Genomic DNA, 16,041 nt, shown 5'->3' on the forward strand with positions numbered 1-16,041 from the left:
TACGTGTGGGGCCCGGTTCTCGGAACCGGGCCCCACACGTATGTGCCGTCGGGTGTCAGTCGCCGCAGCGGCTCTCGCGCAGCGAGTGCAGGTGCTCGCTGGACTTGCGGGCGAAGGCGAAGGACTCGACCGGGTTGTCGTGCTCGGTCTGCCAGTGGTGGTAGGTGCGGCCGCGGTGCGTGCGCGCGGTGACCCGGCTCAGGAAGTTCTTGTAGTCGATGTCGCCGTCGCCGACGTCGGTCATGTCGTAGCCGTCGCGGGCGGCGTCGTTGCGGGTGCCGTCCTTGACGTGGAAGAGGGGGTAGCGGTCGGGCTGCTTGAGTACGTAGTCGATGGGGTTGAAGGGCGCCGGTGTGCCGTCCGCGCGCTTGCCGAAGCGGAACTGGGCGCAGAAGGCCCAGTAGATGTCCATCTCCAGGTAGACGAGGTCGGGGTCGGTCTCGGCGAGCAGGACGTCGTAGAGCCGTACGTTCGGCTTGTCGGTGGCGAAGGAGAACTCCTCCGCGTGGTTGTGCTGGTAGAACTTCATGCCGCGCTTGCGGGCGGCGGCGCCGTAGGTGTTGAAGTCCTCGGCGGCGCGCTTCCAGCCGTCGACGGTGGAGCCGTAGCGGAAGGGCCCGGAGGCGGTGCCGATGTGCTTCAGGCCGAGGGCCTCGGCGTCGTCGAGGACCTTGGTGAGGTTCTGGGCGAAGGTGTAGGCACCGGGGTTGTTGTCGTCGGAGTAGCCGACGTGGCTTCCGATGGGGTTCAGCCCGTGGTCCTTGGCCAGTTTCCTGAGCTGGGCGAGGGTGATCGAGCCGGCCGAGCCCTGGGTGTACCCGGCGAACTCGATCTCGTCGTAGCCGTACTTCTCCAGTTCGGCGAAGACCGGCGCGAAGCCGAGGGTGGAGACCTTGTCCCGCAGGCTGTACAGCTGGATACCGAGACGGCCGGGGGGCAGGACGGGACGGCCCTTGCCGTGGCCGTTTCCGTGCCCGTGTCCGTGCCCTTGGCCCTTGTCCTGCCCGCTCTGCGGGGTCGCCGCCTGCGCGGCGCCGCCGATGAGTGTGGCGGCAGCGGTTCCGGCTGCGACGCCCAGGACGTTGCGACGGCTGAGTCGGCTCGCGAGTTCCGGGTCCTTCGGGGTGCGGCTCATGATCACGTATCTCCCTGTGGATGTGCGGGCGGGCGGATTGTCAGTGCAGTCCGGCAAGCTGGAGGAGCAGGGACTTCACTTCGGTGGCCTGGACTCGGCCGGTGAACGCGTGGGGGGTGGAGCAGAGGATGAGCGGACCTTCGTCGTCGCTCGTGGGGAGGCGGCCGTGGCTGCCGCGAATAGGTGAGGGGTCGAGCGGGACGACCGCCATGCGGTAGCGCATGCCGAGCTTCTTGCGGGCCACCGCCGAGACCGCCTTGACCCGGACGTAGGGGTCCTGGGGGTCCATGAAGAGCTCCACGGGGTCGTAGCCCGGTTTGCGGTGGATCTCGACGAGCTGCGCGAAGTCGGGCGCGCGTGCGTCGTCGAGCCAGTAGTAGTACGTGAACCAGGCGTCCTTCTCCGCGACGGCGACCAGTTCGCCGGAGCGGGGATGGTCCAGGTGGTTCGCCTTCTTGCCCTCGTCGTCCAGGAGTTCGGCGATCCCGGGCAGGTCGGCGAGTGCCTCTCTCGTGGCTTCGAGGTCCTCCGGCCTGCGCACGTAGACGTGGGCGAGCTGGTGGTCGGCGACGGCGAAGGCGCGTGAGGTCATCGGGTCGAGGTACTCCATGCCGTCCTGGGTGTGCACCTCCAGCAGGCCGGCCCGGCGCAGGGCACGGTTGATGTCCACGGGGCGGTCGACCCGGGTGATGCCGTACTCGGAGAGTGCGACGACGGTGCGGCCCTGGGCCCTGGCGTCGTCGAGCAGCGGTGCCACGGCACGGTCGAGGTCGGCCGCCGCCCGGTGGGAACGCGGGTCGTCGGGGCCGTAGCGCTGGAGGTCGTAGTCGAGGTGCGGGAGGTAGCAGAGCGCCAGGTCGGGGGTGCGGGTCGCGAGGACGTGACGGGTGGCGTCGATGATCCACTGCGAGGAGACGAGGTCGGCACCGGGCCCCCAGAAGTGGAAGAGGGGGAAGGTGCCGAGCTTCTCTGTCAGCTCGTCGTGCAGCGCCGGGGGCCTGGTGTAGCAGTCGGGTTCCTTGCGGCCGTCGGCGTAGTACACGGGCCTGGGAGTGACGGTCCAGTCGGTGTCGGCGCCCATGGCGTACCACCAGCAGATGTTGGCGACGGTGTACCCGGGGTGCGCCCGCCGGGCCGCGTCCCACAGCTTGTCGCCCTCGACGAGTCCGTTGTGCTGGCGCCACAGGAGGACGTCGCCGAGTTCCCGGAAGTACCAGCCGTTGGCGACGATGCCGTGCTCGGAGGGCGTCGTGCCGGTGAGGAAGGTGGACTGGGCGGCGCAGGTGACGGCGGGCAGCACGGTGGACAGCGGTGCCTTCGACCCGGCCATGGCCCGCAGATTCGGCATGTGCGCAAGCAGTTGGGGGGTGAGTCCGACGACGTCGAGGACGAGCAGTGGGGTGGGGCGTGTACCGGTTTCCGGTGCGGTCATGGGAGCTCCTTCAGCCCGAGGTCGACGAGGAGGTCGCGGGCGAGGGTCAGTTCGGCGGCGATGCCGTCGGCCAGCTGGGTGCGGGTGCGCGGCCGCTGTTCGGCGGGGAGCGCCTGCCAGGTGTACGTCTCGACTTCGAGGTGCCGGGTGAGGGGCACAGTCCCGCCGACGAGCCGGGTCAGCACGGACTGGAGGACGGGCAGGGTGGAGGTGAGCGGCGGCGCGGGGGGCGCGTGCAGGGGGACGTGGAAGTGCGAGCGCCAGGGTGTGCTGTCGGGGAGCGCACCGCCGGAGACCGCTTCCTCCAGGTCGTCGGTCCCCCGGAGGCCCCCGGCGGTCGACGCGCGTGTCTGGTGCAGGAAGCGGGGCTCGGCGAACGCGCCGAGAGCGGCGCGGACTTCGGGCAGATGGGGGTGCTCGGCGTGCAGCGCGGCGGAGAGCTGCGCCTTGGCCACACGGATGCCGGCCGCCCCCAGGGCGTCGAGCGCGGTGTCCGGGTCCTCGAAGGAGGTCGCGAGGTGACAGGTGTCGATGCAGATGCCGATGCGTTCGTGCCCCACGGCCGTCAGGGGCGCGATGGCGTCGGCGGTGGTCTCCACCGTGCAGCCCGGTTCGGGTTCGAGACCGATGCCGATGGACTTGCCGGTCAGTTCGGCGAGGGCGTCGAGCCGCTGCGCGAGCACGGTGAGCGCCTTACGGGCGGTGCCCGCGGCCGTGGGGTCGTCGTCGAACGGGGTGCGCCAGGCGATAGGGAGGGTCGAGACGGTCCCCTCGGTGACGTCGTCGGGGAGCAGGGCGGCGAGCAGCCGGGCCAGGTCCGTGGTGTGGGCGAGGCGCTCGGGGTCGGTCCAGTCCGGGCTGTAGACCCGGTACTTGACCTCCTGGGCGCCGAAACCCTCGTAGGGGAAGCCGTTGAGGGTGACCACTTCCAGGCCGCGCCGCTCCAGCTCACCGCGCAGCGAGCGGAGCGCCGCGGGGTCGTTGATCAGGGCACGCGCGGCGTCCTTGGCGAGCCAGAGGCCGATGCCGAGGCGGTCACGCCCGAGCCGTTTGCGTACGGGCTCGCAGTGGTCGCGCAGCTGGGCGCGCACCCCTTCGAGGGTTTCGGCAGGGTGCACGTTCGTGCAGTAGGCGAGATGGACGACGGAGCCGTCGGGGTGACGGAAGCGCATCGCTCACTCCCCGCCGCGGAGGATGGAGTTTCCTTCGTGGAGTTGTCCGGGAGCGACAGTGTCGAGCTGGAGCCGGCCGCTCTGTCCGTAGAAGGCGACGGGGTTGCGCCAGAGCACCTTGTCGACCTCGTCCTCGTCGAACCCGGCCTTCAGCATGGCGTCGGCGACCTTGCGGGTCTTCAGCGGATCGCTCTTCCCCCAGTCCGCCGCCGAGTTGACGAGGATCCTGTCACTGCCGTGGTTCCGCAGGACCGAGACCATCCGGTCCTCGTCCATCTTGGTGTCGGGATAGATGGAGAAGCCGGCCCAGCAGCCGCTGTCCAGGGCGTCCTCGACGGTCGTCTCGTTGAGGTGGTCGAGCAGGACGAACTCCGGGGCGAGGTCGGACTCCCGGACGACGTCGATGGTCCGGTGCAGCCCGGCGAGCTTGTCGCGGTGGGGGGTGTGGACGAGAGCGGGCAGACCGTGCTCGGAGGCGAGCTGGAGCTGGGTGGCGAGGGCGGTGTCCTCGGCGGGCGTCATCGAGTCGTAGCCGATCTCACCGACGGCGACGACGGAGTCCTTGACGAGATACCGGGGCAGCGCGTCCAGGACGGGAGTGCAGCGCGGGTCGTTCGCCTCCTTGGGGTTCAGGGCGAGCGTGCAGTGGTGGGCGATGCCGTACTGCGAGGCGCGGAACGGCTCCCAGCCCAGGAGCGCGTCGAAGTAGTCGAAGAAGCTGGCGGGCGAGGTGCGGGGCTGGCCGAGCCAGAAAGAGGGTTCCACCAGGGCCCGGACACCCGCGTCGTACATCGCCTGGTAGTCGTCCGTGGTGCGGGAGGTCATGTGGATGTGGGGGTCGAAGATGCGCATCAGGACTCCTCCGTGGGGGCGGGGGCGGGACCGGGGGCCGTATGTTCGAGGACGATCAGCAGACCGGGGGGTACGGGGCGGCCCGCGGCGATGCGCTCGGCGGCGAAGTCGCCTAGCATTCTGGCGAGTTCGGCGTCGCCCCGGGCGCGGGCCGCCAGCCGGTCCAGGGCCTCCACGGGGACCTCGGTGAACAGGCACTTGAGGACGGCGTGCCGCCAGCCGTGGGCGTCGAGGTGGGCCGCACCGTAGGGGCCGACCGCCGCGGCGACCAGCCGGGTGTCGTTGGTGCGCAGTGCGTCCTCGACGAGCGGCAGCGCGCGGGCCCCGAGATCGAGCCGGTGCAGGGTGAGGAGGACGGCACGCCGCTCGGCCGCGGTGCCCTGTTCGTACAGCCGGGTGACCGCGGACAGCCCGGCCCGCGCCTCGACGAGCAGCAGCGCGCGTACGGAGTCGGCGTGATCCAGTCCGCAGTGCCGGCCCGCGGAGGCGAACCGCAGTTCCCAGGGCGGGGTGCCGCTGTCGGAGCCGGGGTGGGCGGCGGCGTGGGCGGCCTCGTCGAGCGCCTCGTCGAGCCAGGCCCTCGCCGCACCCGGGAGCAGGCCGTCGAGTTCCTTGTGGTCGATCAGCACGGTGCGCCTCCGTTCGTCGCCCCGGTGGCCGGGTCGGCCGCGACCCGGGGCGTGCTCGTCCTCACGCGGGCCGGCCCGGTGGTCCCGGCGGCCGCTCGGAGGAAGTCGATCGAGTGGCGGGCGAGTTCGGGTCCCGCGTGGGAGTGCCGGGGCAGTTCGACGACGGTGAGACCGCTGTACCCGGTGGCGGCCAGGGCTTCCAGCACCGGCGGGAAGTCGATCTCGCCGTCGCCGAACGGCAGGTGTTCGTGCGTCCCCCGCCGCATGTCCTCGATCTGGACGTGCCGCAGCCAGGGCGCGGCCTCCTTCACGCACTCGACGGGCGGTGCGGGTTCCAGGCACTGGCAGTGGCCGATGTCGAGGGTGAGCCCGAGCGGCCCGGGGTCTCCGAGGAGGGTGCGCAGCCGGTGGAAGTCCGCGAGCGTGGCGAGGAGGTGGCCGGGTTCCGGCTCGACGGCGACGGGGACGCCTGCGCGCCCGGCGGCGTCCAGCACGGGGCTGAGGGCTTCCGTCAGCCGCTCCCAGGCGGTGTCGGTGGTGGTGTCCGGCGGGGTGATACCGCTGAAGCAGTGCACGGCGTGGGCCCCCAGCTCGGCGGCCACGTCGACGGCGCGGACCAGCAGGGCCGTCCGGGCGGCGCGGGCCTCGGGGTCCGGGTCGAGGAGGGAGGGGCCGTGTTTGCGCCGGGGGTCGAGGACGTACCGTGCTCCGGTCTCGACGGTCACGCCCAGGCCCAGTTCCGCGAGCCTGCCGGCGACCCGGCGGGTCCGGGCGGCGAGGTCCGGGGCCATCGGGTCGAGGTGCATGTGGTCGAGGGTCAGCCCGACACCGTCGTAGCCGAGGTCGGCGAGCAGTCCGAGGGCGTCGTCGAGCCGGAGGTCGGTCAGTCCGTTGGTGCCGTAGCCGAAGCGGAGCGTCATGTGGGGCTCACCTTCCGGGCGAGCGCGCGGGTCAGGGGGACGAGTCCCATGGCCGCGAGCCCGTTGACGGGTGCCCCCGCCCTGACGGCCAGTGCGGCCTGCAGCGGGATCATCGCCCGGATGCCGCCGCCGACGGCGCGCTGGGTGAGGGGCGGGGAGGGGTTGAGTGCGGCGTGGAGGAGCGGCACCGCGGAGGTGCGCAGGTAGGCGCCGGTGAAGGCGGGGAGCAGGAGCCGTTCGGCGACGCCGGCCTTCACGGGGCTCCCCGGCACGTCGCCGCTTCCGCGCGGCGCCGGGCGCGCGCGCAGGACGGCCGCCCCGAGCGCGGCGACCCCGGCGAGCGCGGCCGACGGCGCGGCGGAGGAGCCGCCCTGGGCCTCGTGGCGGGAGACCGCGGTGACGGCGTAGGTGTGTGCGCCGAGCACGAGCGCGGACGGGACCGCGGAGCGGAGGGCGCGCGCGGAGCCCGCGTTCCCGGCGCCCCGGCGAGGGTACGTGGCGGCCGGCCGGCCGCCGGGTCCGGCTGCCTTCGGTGTCTCTCCCCCACGTCCCGGTGCCGCGACGGCACTCGGCAGCGTCGCCTGCGGGGTTCCGGGCACCGCCGTCGCCGTGGCGCCGAGCAACAGGTCCAGGGCGCGGGCCGAGGCCATCGCCGCGGGGCCCAGCTTCGTGTGCTTCAGGTGCAGGTCGTAGGCCCAGACGGTGGCCGCGAGGCCCGTTGCCACCGCGAGGGCCGGGCGGCCGGCGCGGGACGCCAGGGCCAGGCCCGCGGCGGTGAGGGCGCCGGCCGCTGCCAGGGCCGCGCCGGGGGCGACGCGGCCCGAGGGGATCGGGCGGTGCGGACGGTCCAGGGCGTCCTCCTCGCGGTCCGCCCAGTCGTTGAGGGCCATGCCCGCCTCGTAGAGGCACAGCGACGCACCGACCGCGAGTGCCGTGCCGCGGCCGGGGCGGCGGCCGACTGCCGCGGCCCCGGCGAGGGCGTCGCCGGGCACGCTGAACAGCGCGGACACGCGCAGCAGTTCCGCCCAGGCGCGCAGGCGGCCACCGGTCCGGGGCCTGTCCGGTGCGGGCGCAGTCCCGCTCGCACCGGACAGGCTGTCCGAGGGCCGCGGCACCGGGACCGCGGCCAGGGGCCGGGCTCCGGGGACCCGCGGTGTCCCGGCCGTGTCGGCGGCCGGCCGGAGCGGCCTCACCGGGCGGCTCGCAGACGGCCGGCGAAGGCCAGCAGGGAGGCGTACTGCTCGGACAGTGCGGCCGGCCCTCCGTCGGGGTCCTTGAAGTAGAAACCCAGTTCGGGCAGCGGGCCGGTCAGGCCCGCCTCGTGGGAGCGGGCGAGCAGCCGGGCCAGGTCCAGGATCAGGGGTGCGGCCAGGGCCGAGTCGCAGCCCTGCCAGATCGTCTGGAGGATCATCCGCGAGCCGAGGAAGCCGTCGAAGGCGATGTGGTCCCACGCGGTCTTCCAGTCGCCCATCGCCGGCACGTCGTCGATGTGGACCTCGCCCTCGGGGGCGGCCCCGAGCGTGTCGGCCAGCACACGCTCCTTGCCCGCGTTCTTGGCGGCCGCCGCGGCGGGGTCGGCCAGCGCCGCCCCGTCGCCGCCGCCCAGCAGGTTCGTGCCCGACCACGCCCGCACCGGCAGCGCGCGCTGGACGAACATCGGGGCGAGTACGGAGCGCAGCAGGGTCTGCCCCGTCTTGCCGTCGCGTCCGGCGTGGGGAAGTCCACTGGATTCGACGGCGTCCCGGAGGCGGGGGCTGCGCAGGCCCGTGGAGGGGGTGAAGTTGGCGTACGCGCAGCCGGCGCGGAGTGCGGCGGCCGCGTAGAGGGAGCTGGCCGGGAGCCGGTCGTCGTCCTCGGCGGGTGCGGGCTCGGTCGACGCCACGTTGATGACGACGGTGCGGGCCAGCTCGTGGCGGCGGGCGAAGTCCTCGAGGTCCGTGGCGAAGGCGCTGATGAGCTCCTCGTCGGTGCGCGTGTCACCGGCGAGTGGTCCGCCGGGGCGTATCTCCGCGTCGGCGCGGGCGAGTTCGGCCCCGACCGCCGAGGGGAGCCCGTGCGGGAGCACGCCGCCGGCCGCGAGGGCCTCGGCCCGCTTGGGCAGCGGGCAGTCGAGGGTGTCGTGGCCGCCGAAGACGAGGGAGGTCAGGGGTGGCAGCCCGATGTCCGTGAAGGGGGGTGTCTCGGTGACCATGCCGGTCGGCGGGTGGAGGCCGGCCGCGATGGCCGCGCATCCGGCGGTCGCGGTGGTGGCGACCGATCCGCGGGCTCCGATGAACCAGACTCCGGTACGAACGGCATGTGCGGTCACGGGCTGCCTCCCTGGGGGGATGTAGAGGGGTGGTGGACGGTGGGCGGGGAGCCGGGGCATCCCCGCCCACCGTCGGCGCAGGAGGTGGCCGCCCTACGTCGAGGGCAGTTCCTTCAGCTGGATGTCACGGAAGGACACCTGGTCGTCGGCCCCGTGGTTCTGGAGACCGATGAAGCCGTCCTTCAGACTGCGGGCGGGCACGGTGTTGGTGAAGTCGTTGATCTTCACACCGTTGAGGAACACCTGGAGGCGCTCGCCCTGGACCTTGATCTCGTAGCTGTTCCACTGCCCGGGCGGCCGCAGGACGCGGTCACGGGCCTTGATGTCGGCGGACTTGAAGGTGTAGACGGCCCCGGTCGTGCGGTCCGCCGCGTCGGTGGCGTCGATCTGGACCTCGTAGCCGTTGTCCACCGCGGACCACGGGTCGTCCGACTGCGGGAAGCCGACGAACACACCGGAGTTGTCGTCGCCCGCCATCTTCCAGTCGAGCTTCAGCGAGTAGGACTTCAGCTCCTTGGCCTGGTAGGTCAGCAGGCCCATGCCGCCCTCGGAGCGCAGCTCGCCGTCGGCGACGGTGAACTTGCCGGGACCGGCCTGCTTCCAGCCCTCGAGCGTCTTGCCGTTGAAGATCGACCGGTAGCCGGTGTCCGGCTTGCAGTTGGCCTTGACCTGGCCCGAGGCGTAGCGCAGTCCGCCCAGCAGGTGCTGGCGGAAGGCCGGTTCGGCGTAGGACTCCTTGGTGTGGCCGAGGCCGGTGTAGAAGGAGCGACCGCCTTCGTAGGCCTGGCACCAGGCGATCGGGTGGTCGCCCTTCATCGTGCCGCCGGTGTAGCTGGTCTCGTCCAGCGTGGCGAGGACCTGGGCCTTGTCCCGCGGGTTGCTGCGGTAGTTGTACCACTCGTCGGTACGGTCCCAGGCCTCGTCCAGGTGCGCGGTCGCCGGGTGGTCGTGGTTCTCCACCCGCACGGTCGCCGGCTGGATCTGCGGGTGCGAGGAGAAGTACGCCCCGACCAGTCCGCCGTAGAACTTCCAGTCGTACTCGGTGTCGGCGGCCGCGTGGACGCCCATGTATCCGCCGCCGGTGGCCACGAAGTTCTCGAAGGCCTTCTGCTGGTCGGCGTTGAGGATGTCACCGGTCGTCGACAGGAAGACGACGGCGTCGTAGCGCGCCAGGTTGCTGGTGGTGAACTGGCCGGCCTCCTCGGTGGAGTCGACCGTGATGTTGGTGTCCTTGCCGAGCTCCTTGAGCGCGGCGACGCCGGCGGGGATCGAGTCGTGGCGGAAGCCGCCGGTCTTGGAGAAGACGAGGACACGCTTGGCGGTCTTGTCCACGGGGCTGTTCGACAGCTCGAAGTCGTCCACGTCGTAGAGCGCCCCGCTCCCGCCCTTGAAGACGAGGAAGAGCTCCGTGGCCTTCTTCGGCGCACCGCGCAGCGGCACGTCGATGTCCTGGAACGAGTCCCAGCTGCCGGTCACCGGGACCGGCGCGGAGCCGAGGATCTTGCCGGTGGGCGATCCGGCCCGCACCTCGAGGAAGCCGCCGGCACCCGCCGAGGACGTACGGGCGGTGAGCTTGGTGGTGCCGTCGAGGATGTACGGGGTGAAGGAGATCCAGTCGTCGTTGTCGATGTCCCCGACGGTCCTCCCGCCGTGGGCGCTGCTCTTGCTGGGTGTGGTGATGCCGGAGGACCGGTCGAAGTGCTCGGCCTGGCGGTGGCGGGGCTGGAGCTTCGCCTGGTCACGGCCGGTCAGTGCGGCCTGGCCGCCGCCCCCGCCGTCCGTGTAGGACGCGGAGATGCCGCCGTAGATGTTGGCGTTGGGGTCGTGGCCGCCCTCCATGGCCGTCGTGATGGTGCCTTCGCAGCCGTGCTCGGTGGTGATGTCGTGGCCGTGGCTGTCGTGTCCGAGGGTGAACTTGACCTCGACCTTGCTGCAGTCGACGGCCCCGTCCTCCGGGTCGGTGACGGTCACCTTGAAGGGCACCTCGTCGCCGAACGTGAACGGCCGGCCGTCGAGCGGGGTGTCCAGCACGACGGTGGGCGCGGTGTTGCCGACGGTCACGTGGACGCTCGCCGAGCCGGTGCGGCCCGTCGGGTCCTCGGCGGTGACGGTGGCGGTGTAGGTGCCGTTCTTCCTGTACGTGTAGGTGGGGTTGGCCGCGGTGGATGTGCCGCCGTCGCCGAAGTCCCACGCGTAGGTCAGGGCGTCGCCGTCACCGTCGGTCGTGCCGGCGGACGAGAACTTCACCTTGAGCGGCGCGACACCGGACGTCTTGTCCGAGGTCGCCTCCGCGATGGGTGAGCGGCCGCCGGTGGCGTTCTCGATGCGGTAGAGCGCCGAGTGCTCGTCGCCGCCGAACCAGGAGAGTCCGTAGTCCAGGACGTACAGTGCCCCGTCGGGGCCGAAGGCCATGTCCATCACCTGCGTCCCGGTCCACGGGACGTCGTTGATGGACTTCACGGCTCCGTCGCCGTCCTGCTCGATGCGCTTGATCCACTGCCGGCCGAACTCCCCGGCGAAGAAGTCGCCGTCGTACGCCTCGGGGAACTTCACGGGCGAGTCGAGGCCGGCGTCGTAGTGGTAGACGGGCCCGCCCATCGGGGACTCGGAGCCGGTCCCGAACTCGGGAACGGAGGCGCCGTCGTACGGGATCCAGGCGGCCTGCGACGGCGGGAGGTCCACAAGACCGGTGTTGTACCGCGACTCGTTCTTCGGGGCGGCGCAGTCGAAGCGCGGGCCGGAGGTCCCGGTGGCGAAGTCGTAGTCGTTGAAGGCCTGGTTGTCGCCGGTGCAGAAGGGCCAGCCGAAGTTGCCGGGCTTCGTCACCCGGGCGAACTCGACCTGGCCCGCGGGTCCGCGGTTCGGGTCGGCCGCGCCGGCGTCGGGGCCGTAGTCGCCGACGTACAGGATTCCGGTGGCCTTGTCGACGCTGAAGCGGAAGGGGTTGCGGAAGCCCATCGCGTAGATCTCGGGGCGTGTCTTCTCCGTGCCCGGGGCGAAGAGGTTGCCGTCCGGGACGGTGTACGAGCCGTCGCCGGCCACCTTGATGCGGAGGATCTTGCCGCGGAGGTCGTTGGTGTTCCCGGCGGTGCGGCGGGCGTCGAACGCGGGGTTGCGGTCAGCCCGGTCGTCCAGCGGCGAGTAGCCGTCGGACGCGAACGGGTTGGAGTCGTCGCCCGTAGAGAGGTAGAGGTTGCCCTGCGCGTCGAAGTCGATGTCCCCGCCCACGTGGCAGCACATGCCACGGGTGGTCGGGATGTCGAGGACCTTCTTCTCGCTGGCGTTGTCGAGGGTCCCGTCCTCGTTGAGGACGAAGCGGGAGAGGCGGTTCACCCCTTCGAACTTGGCGAAGTCCGCGGCGGTGCCGTTCTCCGGGGCGTCGCCGGCGGGGGTGTCCAGCGGCGGCGCGTAGTAGAGGTAGATCGCCCGGTTCTCCGCGAAGTCGGGGTCGATCCCGACACCCTGGAGGCCTTCCTCGTCGTGCGAGTAGACGGGGATGGTGCCGGAGATACGCGTGTTGCCGGCACTGTCGGTGATGCGCAGCTCGCCGCCGCGCGACGTGTGCAGCACGCTGCGGTCGGGGAGGACCGCCAGCGTCATGGGTTCGCCTGTCTCGGCCGCCCCCTTGGCGAGCGTGACCTGCTGGAAGTCCTCGGCAGCGTCCTGCGCGGCCGAGGCCTTGGGGGCGTCGGCGGTGGCGGGCGTGGAGCCCAGGGTGAGCGTGGCGGCGGCGAGCAGGCCGCCGGCGAGGAGTGCGAGTGTCTTTCGGGCGCGGAGCCGTCTGCTGCTTCTGTGCACGTGCGTCCTCCGGAGTGTGCCGGTTGTTCGGGCGGGTGCGTTTCTGCCGTTCCGCGCGGGGACTGCCGCGCTCGTCATCGGAGCCGTGAGGCCCCGGTGACGCGAGTCATGTGGTGTACACGAATGGGACCGTAGCCGCGTTCGTCCCGTACGGAAAGCCCTTGCGCAGCTACTGCGTTGAACTTTTCCCCGCGGAAGGACAAAGGTGTGTCCGGGCATGCCGAACCGCCCCCCGGCCGCCTGCTGCGGCCGCCGGAGGGCTGAGCCTGCCGGGGCCCGACCGGCCGGAAGGGACGCACACGGTTGCCCGGGGGGCGGGTGCGGACGCGCACGGTCCCCCGTCGGCGTCCGACGGTCCGGTCAGGCGGGCGGGGCCCTCCCGAAAGACCTCAGGGCCCCGGCCAGGTCAGTCGCCGCCTCCGAACGCGGCGTCGAAGGAGGCGCTGGGCGGGTCGAAGTCGAAGCGCTTCAGCGACGCCAGGGCCTCCGGCGCACCTGTCAGGCGGTCCATGCCGGCGTCCTCCCACTCCACCGAGACCGGACCCTCGTAACCGATGGACCGCATCATCCGGAAGACGTCCTCCCAGGGCACGTCACCGTGTCCGGCGGAGACGAAGTCCCAGCCGCGCCTCGGGTCACCCCAGGGCAGGTGCGAGCCGAGGCGTCCGTTGCGCCCGTCGAGTCGCTTGCGCGCCTCCTTGCAGTCCACGTGGTAGATCCGGTCGCGGAAGTCGTAGAGGAAGCCGACGGGGTCGAGGTCCTGCCAGACGAAGTGGCTCGGGTCGAAGTTCAGCCCGAACGCCGGCCGGTGCCCCACAGCTTCCAGGGCCCGGTGGGTGGTCCAGTAGTCGTACGCGATCTCGCTGGGGTGCACCTCGTGGGCGAAGCGCACCCCCTCGGCGTCGAAGACGTCGAGGATCGGGTTCCACCGCTCCGCGAAGTCCTCGTAACCCCGCTCGATCATGTGCGGAGGTACCGGCGGGAACATCGCGACCAGGTGCCAGATGGAGGAGCCCGTGAAGCCGATGACGGTGTCGACGCCGAACGCGGCGGCCGCCCTGGCGGTGTCCTCGATCTCCTTCGCGGCCCGGCGGCGTACGCCCTCGGGCTCCCCGTCCCCCCAGATGCGGGCGGGCAGGATGCCCTGGTGGCGCTCGTCGATCGGGTTGTCGCAGACGGCCTGGCCCACCAGGTGGTTCGATATCGCCCAGCACTTGAGGCCGTACTTGTCGAGCAGCTCCCGCCGCCCGTCGAGGTAGCCGGGATCCGCGAGGGCCTTGTCCACCTCGAAGTGGTCTCCCCAGCAGGCGAGTTCGAGGCCGTCGTAACCGAAGTCCCGGGCGTGCCGGGCAACCTCCTCCAAGGGCAGGTCGGCCCACTGACCGGTGAAGAGTGTGAAGGGACGGGGCATGCGCGCAACCTCCTAGAAGGGCACCGGTGTGTATACGGAGTTCTTGGCGGCACTCTCCTCGACCGCGGCGAGCACCCGCTGCACCTGGAGCCCGTCGGCGAACGACGGTACGGGCGGGCGTCCTTCGGCGATGGTGCACACCACGTCCCTGGCCTGGTGGACGAAGGTGTGCTCGTAGCCGAGGCCGTGGCCCGGCGGCCACCACGCCTCCAGGTAGGGATGCTGGGGCTCCGTGACGAGGATCCGCCGGAAGCCCGCGGTGGTCGCCGGCTCGGTGTGGTCGTGGAAGGAGAGCTCGTTGAGGCGTTCCAGGTCGAAGGCGATCGACCCCAGCTCGCCGTTGATCTCCAGACGGAGGGCGTTCTTGCGCCCGGCCGCCATCCGGGTCGCCTCGAACGAGGCCAGGGCACCGGACGCGAGGCGGCCGGTGAACAGGGCCGCGTCGTCGACGGTGACCGTCCCCCGCAGGGCACGGTCCGCGGAGCCCGAGAGCCCCGCACCCGGACCCGCGAGCAGGGGCCTCTCCCGGACGAAGGTCTCGCTCACCGCCGACACTCCGACCAGCGGCTCACCGGCGAGGTACTGGGCGAGGTCGACGATGTGGGCCCCGAGGTCCCCCAGCGCACCGGACCCGGCGTGCTCACGCTTGAGACGCCAGGTCAGCGGCGACTCGGGGTCGACGAGCCAGTCCTGGAGATAGGTGGCCCGGACGTGCCGCAGGGTGCCGAGCCGCCCTTCCTCGATCATCCTGCGGGCGAAGGTGAGGGCGGGCACCTTGCGGTAGTTGAAGCCCACGATCGCCACCTGGCCGCGGGCGGAGGCGCGTTCGGCTGCCTCCACCATGGCCTCCGCCTCCGCGACGGTGTTGGCGAGCGGCTTCTCGCACAGCACGTGCTTGCCCGCCTCCAACGCGGCGATGGCGATCTCCGCATGGCTGTCGCCGGGTGTGCAGATGTCGACCAGCTGCACGTCGTCCCGGGCGATGAGCGCACGCCAGTCGGTCTCCGCCGCCGCCCAGCCGTGCCGGGCGGCGGCGGCCTCGACGGCCGTACGGTCGCGTCCGCAGATCGCGGCGAGAGCCGGTCTCACCGGCAGGTCGAAGACGTGCCCCGCGGTGCGCCACCCCTGCGAGTGGGCGGCCCCCATGAACGCGTATCCGACCATGCCGACCCCGAGCGTCGCCGTCGGTGGCGGTGCTCCGGTCTCCTGCTCCGTCTCTTCCCTACGGGCCATGCGGACATCCTCCTCGTCGGTGGTTCGGTGGCGGCGGTGGTGCGGGATCAGCTGAAGCCCGTCGGCAGGTACTGGTCGATGTTCTCCTTCGTGACCACGGCGGAGTACAGCGTGAGCGAGGTCGGGATCTCCATCTCGGAGAGGCCCGCGACGCCCTTGTTCTGGCCGAGTGCACGGGCCAGGTCGATCGCCGAGGCGGCCATGGTCGGCGGGTACAGAACGGTCGCCTTCAGGACGCTGTCGTCGGCCTTGATGGCGTCCATCGCGGACTTCGCACCGGCGCCGCCGACCATGATGAACTCGTCGCGGCCGGCCTGCTGGATGGCGCGCAGCGCGCCCACGCCCTGGTCGTCGTCGTGGTTCCAGAGGGCGTCGAACTGCTTCTGCGCCTGCAGCAGCTGCGCCATCTTCGCCTGCCCCGACTCCACGGTGAAGTCGGCGGCCTGACGGGCCACCAACTTGATGTTGGGGTAGTTCTTGAGGGCGTCGGCGAAGCCCTGGCTGCGCTGCTTGGTGAGTTCCAGGGCGTCGATGCCGGCGAGCTCGACGACCTTGGCGCTCGACTTGTCCTTGAGCTGTTCGCCGATGTAGTGCCCCGCGTTGAGGCCCATGCCGTAGTTGTCACCGCCGACCCAGCAGCGGTATGCCTGCGGTGAGGCGAAGATGCGGTCGAGGTTGACGACGGGGATGCCCGCCTTCATGGCCTCCAGCCCGACCTGGGTGAGGGCCTTGCCGTCGGCGGGGAGGACGACGAGGACGTCGACCTTCTTGTTGATGAGCGTCTTGACCTGGCCGATCTGGGTGGCCGTGTCGTTGGAGCCCTCGGTGATCTCCAGGGTCACCTCGGAGTACTTCTCGGCCCGCGACTTGGCGTTGACGTTGATCGCGTTGAGCCATCCGTGGTCGGCCTGGGGCCCGGCGAAGCCGATGGTGACGGGCGTACCCGGCTTGTCGTCGGCGGCGGGCTGGTTGCTCTGGGCGACCGCCTTCTCCTTGGGCTCGTTGCTGGTGCAGGCGGTGAGGAAGGCTCCCGCGGAGACGGCCGCGGTGCCGAAGAGCAGTCCTCTGCGGCTGGTTTCTGGCATGGCTGTCGAACCCTTCATCCGGTGCGGTGTGTACGGAACAGCGGGTGGGTGATCAGTGCTCGGTCA

Annotated in this window: 12 protein-coding genes; all 12 read right to left on the reverse strand. The window is 71.5% G+C overall.

Annotated features, from left to right (window positions below; genetic code table 11):
* Positions 1-55: 55 nt before the first annotated feature.
* The 12 genes from OG206_RS04990 to OG206_RS05045 all read right to left on the reverse strand — a co-directional run bounded on the left by OG206_RS04990 (position 56) and on the right by OG206_RS05045 (position 15,975).
* A complete protein-coding gene (locus OG206_RS04990) occupies positions 56-1,135 on the reverse strand; it encodes a sugar phosphate isomerase/epimerase family protein (RefSeq protein ID WP_327112604.1) in 1,080 nt (359 codons plus the stop codon).
* Between the two features lie 40 nt (positions 1,136-1,175).
* Positions 1,176-2,567 carry a nucleotide pyrophosphatase/phosphodiesterase family protein gene (locus OG206_RS04995; RefSeq protein ID WP_327112606.1) on the reverse strand — a complete coding sequence of 464 codons (1,392 nt, stop codon included), beginning with the start codon at positions 2,565-2,567 and terminating at the stop codon, positions 1,176-1,178.
* Positions 2,564-3,739 carry a metabolite traffic protein EboE gene (eboE, locus tag OG206_RS05000; protein WP_327112608.1) on the reverse strand — a complete coding sequence of 392 codons (1,176 nt, stop codon included), beginning with the start codon at positions 3,737-3,739 and terminating at the stop codon, positions 2,564-2,566. Before eboE ends, OG206_RS04995 begins: the two co-directional genes overlap by 4 nt.
* A 3-nt stretch (positions 3,740-3,742) precedes the next feature.
* Positions 3,743-4,591: a TatD family hydrolase gene (locus OG206_RS05005; RefSeq protein ID WP_327112610.1), complete on the reverse strand. Its 849-nt coding sequence runs from the start codon at positions 4,589-4,591 to the stop codon at positions 3,743-3,745.
* Positions 4,591-5,220 (reverse strand): EboA domain-containing protein, encoded by a 630-nt coding sequence (locus OG206_RS05010; protein WP_327112612.1) that lies wholly within the window; start codon positions 5,218-5,220, stop codon positions 4,591-4,593. Before OG206_RS05010 ends, OG206_RS05005 begins: the two co-directional genes overlap by 1 nt.
* The gene (locus OG206_RS05015) at positions 5,214-6,140 is read right to left on the reverse strand and encodes a sugar phosphate isomerase/epimerase family protein (RefSeq protein ID WP_327112614.1); all 927 of its coding nucleotides are present in this window, start codon (positions 6,138-6,140) and stop codon (positions 5,214-5,216) included. The genes OG206_RS05010 and OG206_RS05015 overlap by 7 nt, the downstream gene beginning before the upstream one ends.
* Positions 6,137-7,234 (reverse strand): SCO3242 family prenyltransferase, encoded by a 1,098-nt coding sequence (locus OG206_RS05020; RefSeq protein ID WP_327122187.1) that lies wholly within the window; start codon positions 7,232-7,234, stop codon positions 6,137-6,139. Before OG206_RS05020 ends, OG206_RS05015 begins: the two co-directional genes overlap by 4 nt.
* A 95-nt stretch (positions 7,235-7,329) precedes the next feature.
* Positions 7,330-8,448 (reverse strand): inositol-3-phosphate synthase, encoded by a 1,119-nt coding sequence (locus OG206_RS05025; protein ID WP_327112616.1) that lies wholly within the window; start codon positions 8,446-8,448, stop codon positions 7,330-7,332.
* A gap of 93 nt (positions 8,449-8,541) precedes the next feature.
* On the reverse strand, positions 8,542-12,246 hold the full coding sequence (locus OG206_RS05030) for a ThuA domain-containing protein (protein ID WP_327112618.1): 3,705 nt from the start codon (positions 12,244-12,246) through the stop codon (positions 8,542-8,544).
* A gap of 406 nt (positions 12,247-12,652) precedes the next feature.
* On the reverse strand, positions 12,653-13,657 hold the full coding sequence (locus OG206_RS05035; protein WP_327112620.1) for a sugar phosphate isomerase/epimerase family protein: 1,005 nt from the start codon (positions 13,655-13,657) through the stop codon (positions 12,653-12,655).
* A 12-nt stretch (positions 13,658-13,669) separates the two neighbouring features.
* Positions 13,670-14,890: a Gfo/Idh/MocA family protein gene (locus OG206_RS05040; RefSeq protein WP_327112621.1), complete on the reverse strand. Its 1,221-nt coding sequence runs from the start codon at positions 14,888-14,890 to the stop codon at positions 13,670-13,672.
* 47 nt (positions 14,891-14,937) lie between these two features.
* The gene (locus OG206_RS05045; RefSeq protein ID WP_327112623.1) at positions 14,938-15,975 is read right to left on the reverse strand and encodes a substrate-binding domain-containing protein; all 1,038 of its coding nucleotides are present in this window, start codon (positions 15,973-15,975) and stop codon (positions 14,938-14,940) included.
* Between the last annotated feature and the right edge of the window lie 66 nt (positions 15,976-16,041).

This window comes from Streptomyces sp. NBC_01341 (assembly GCF_035946055.1).
Taxonomy (GTDB): Bacteria; Actinomycetota; Actinomycetes; order Streptomycetales; family Streptomycetaceae; genus Streptomyces.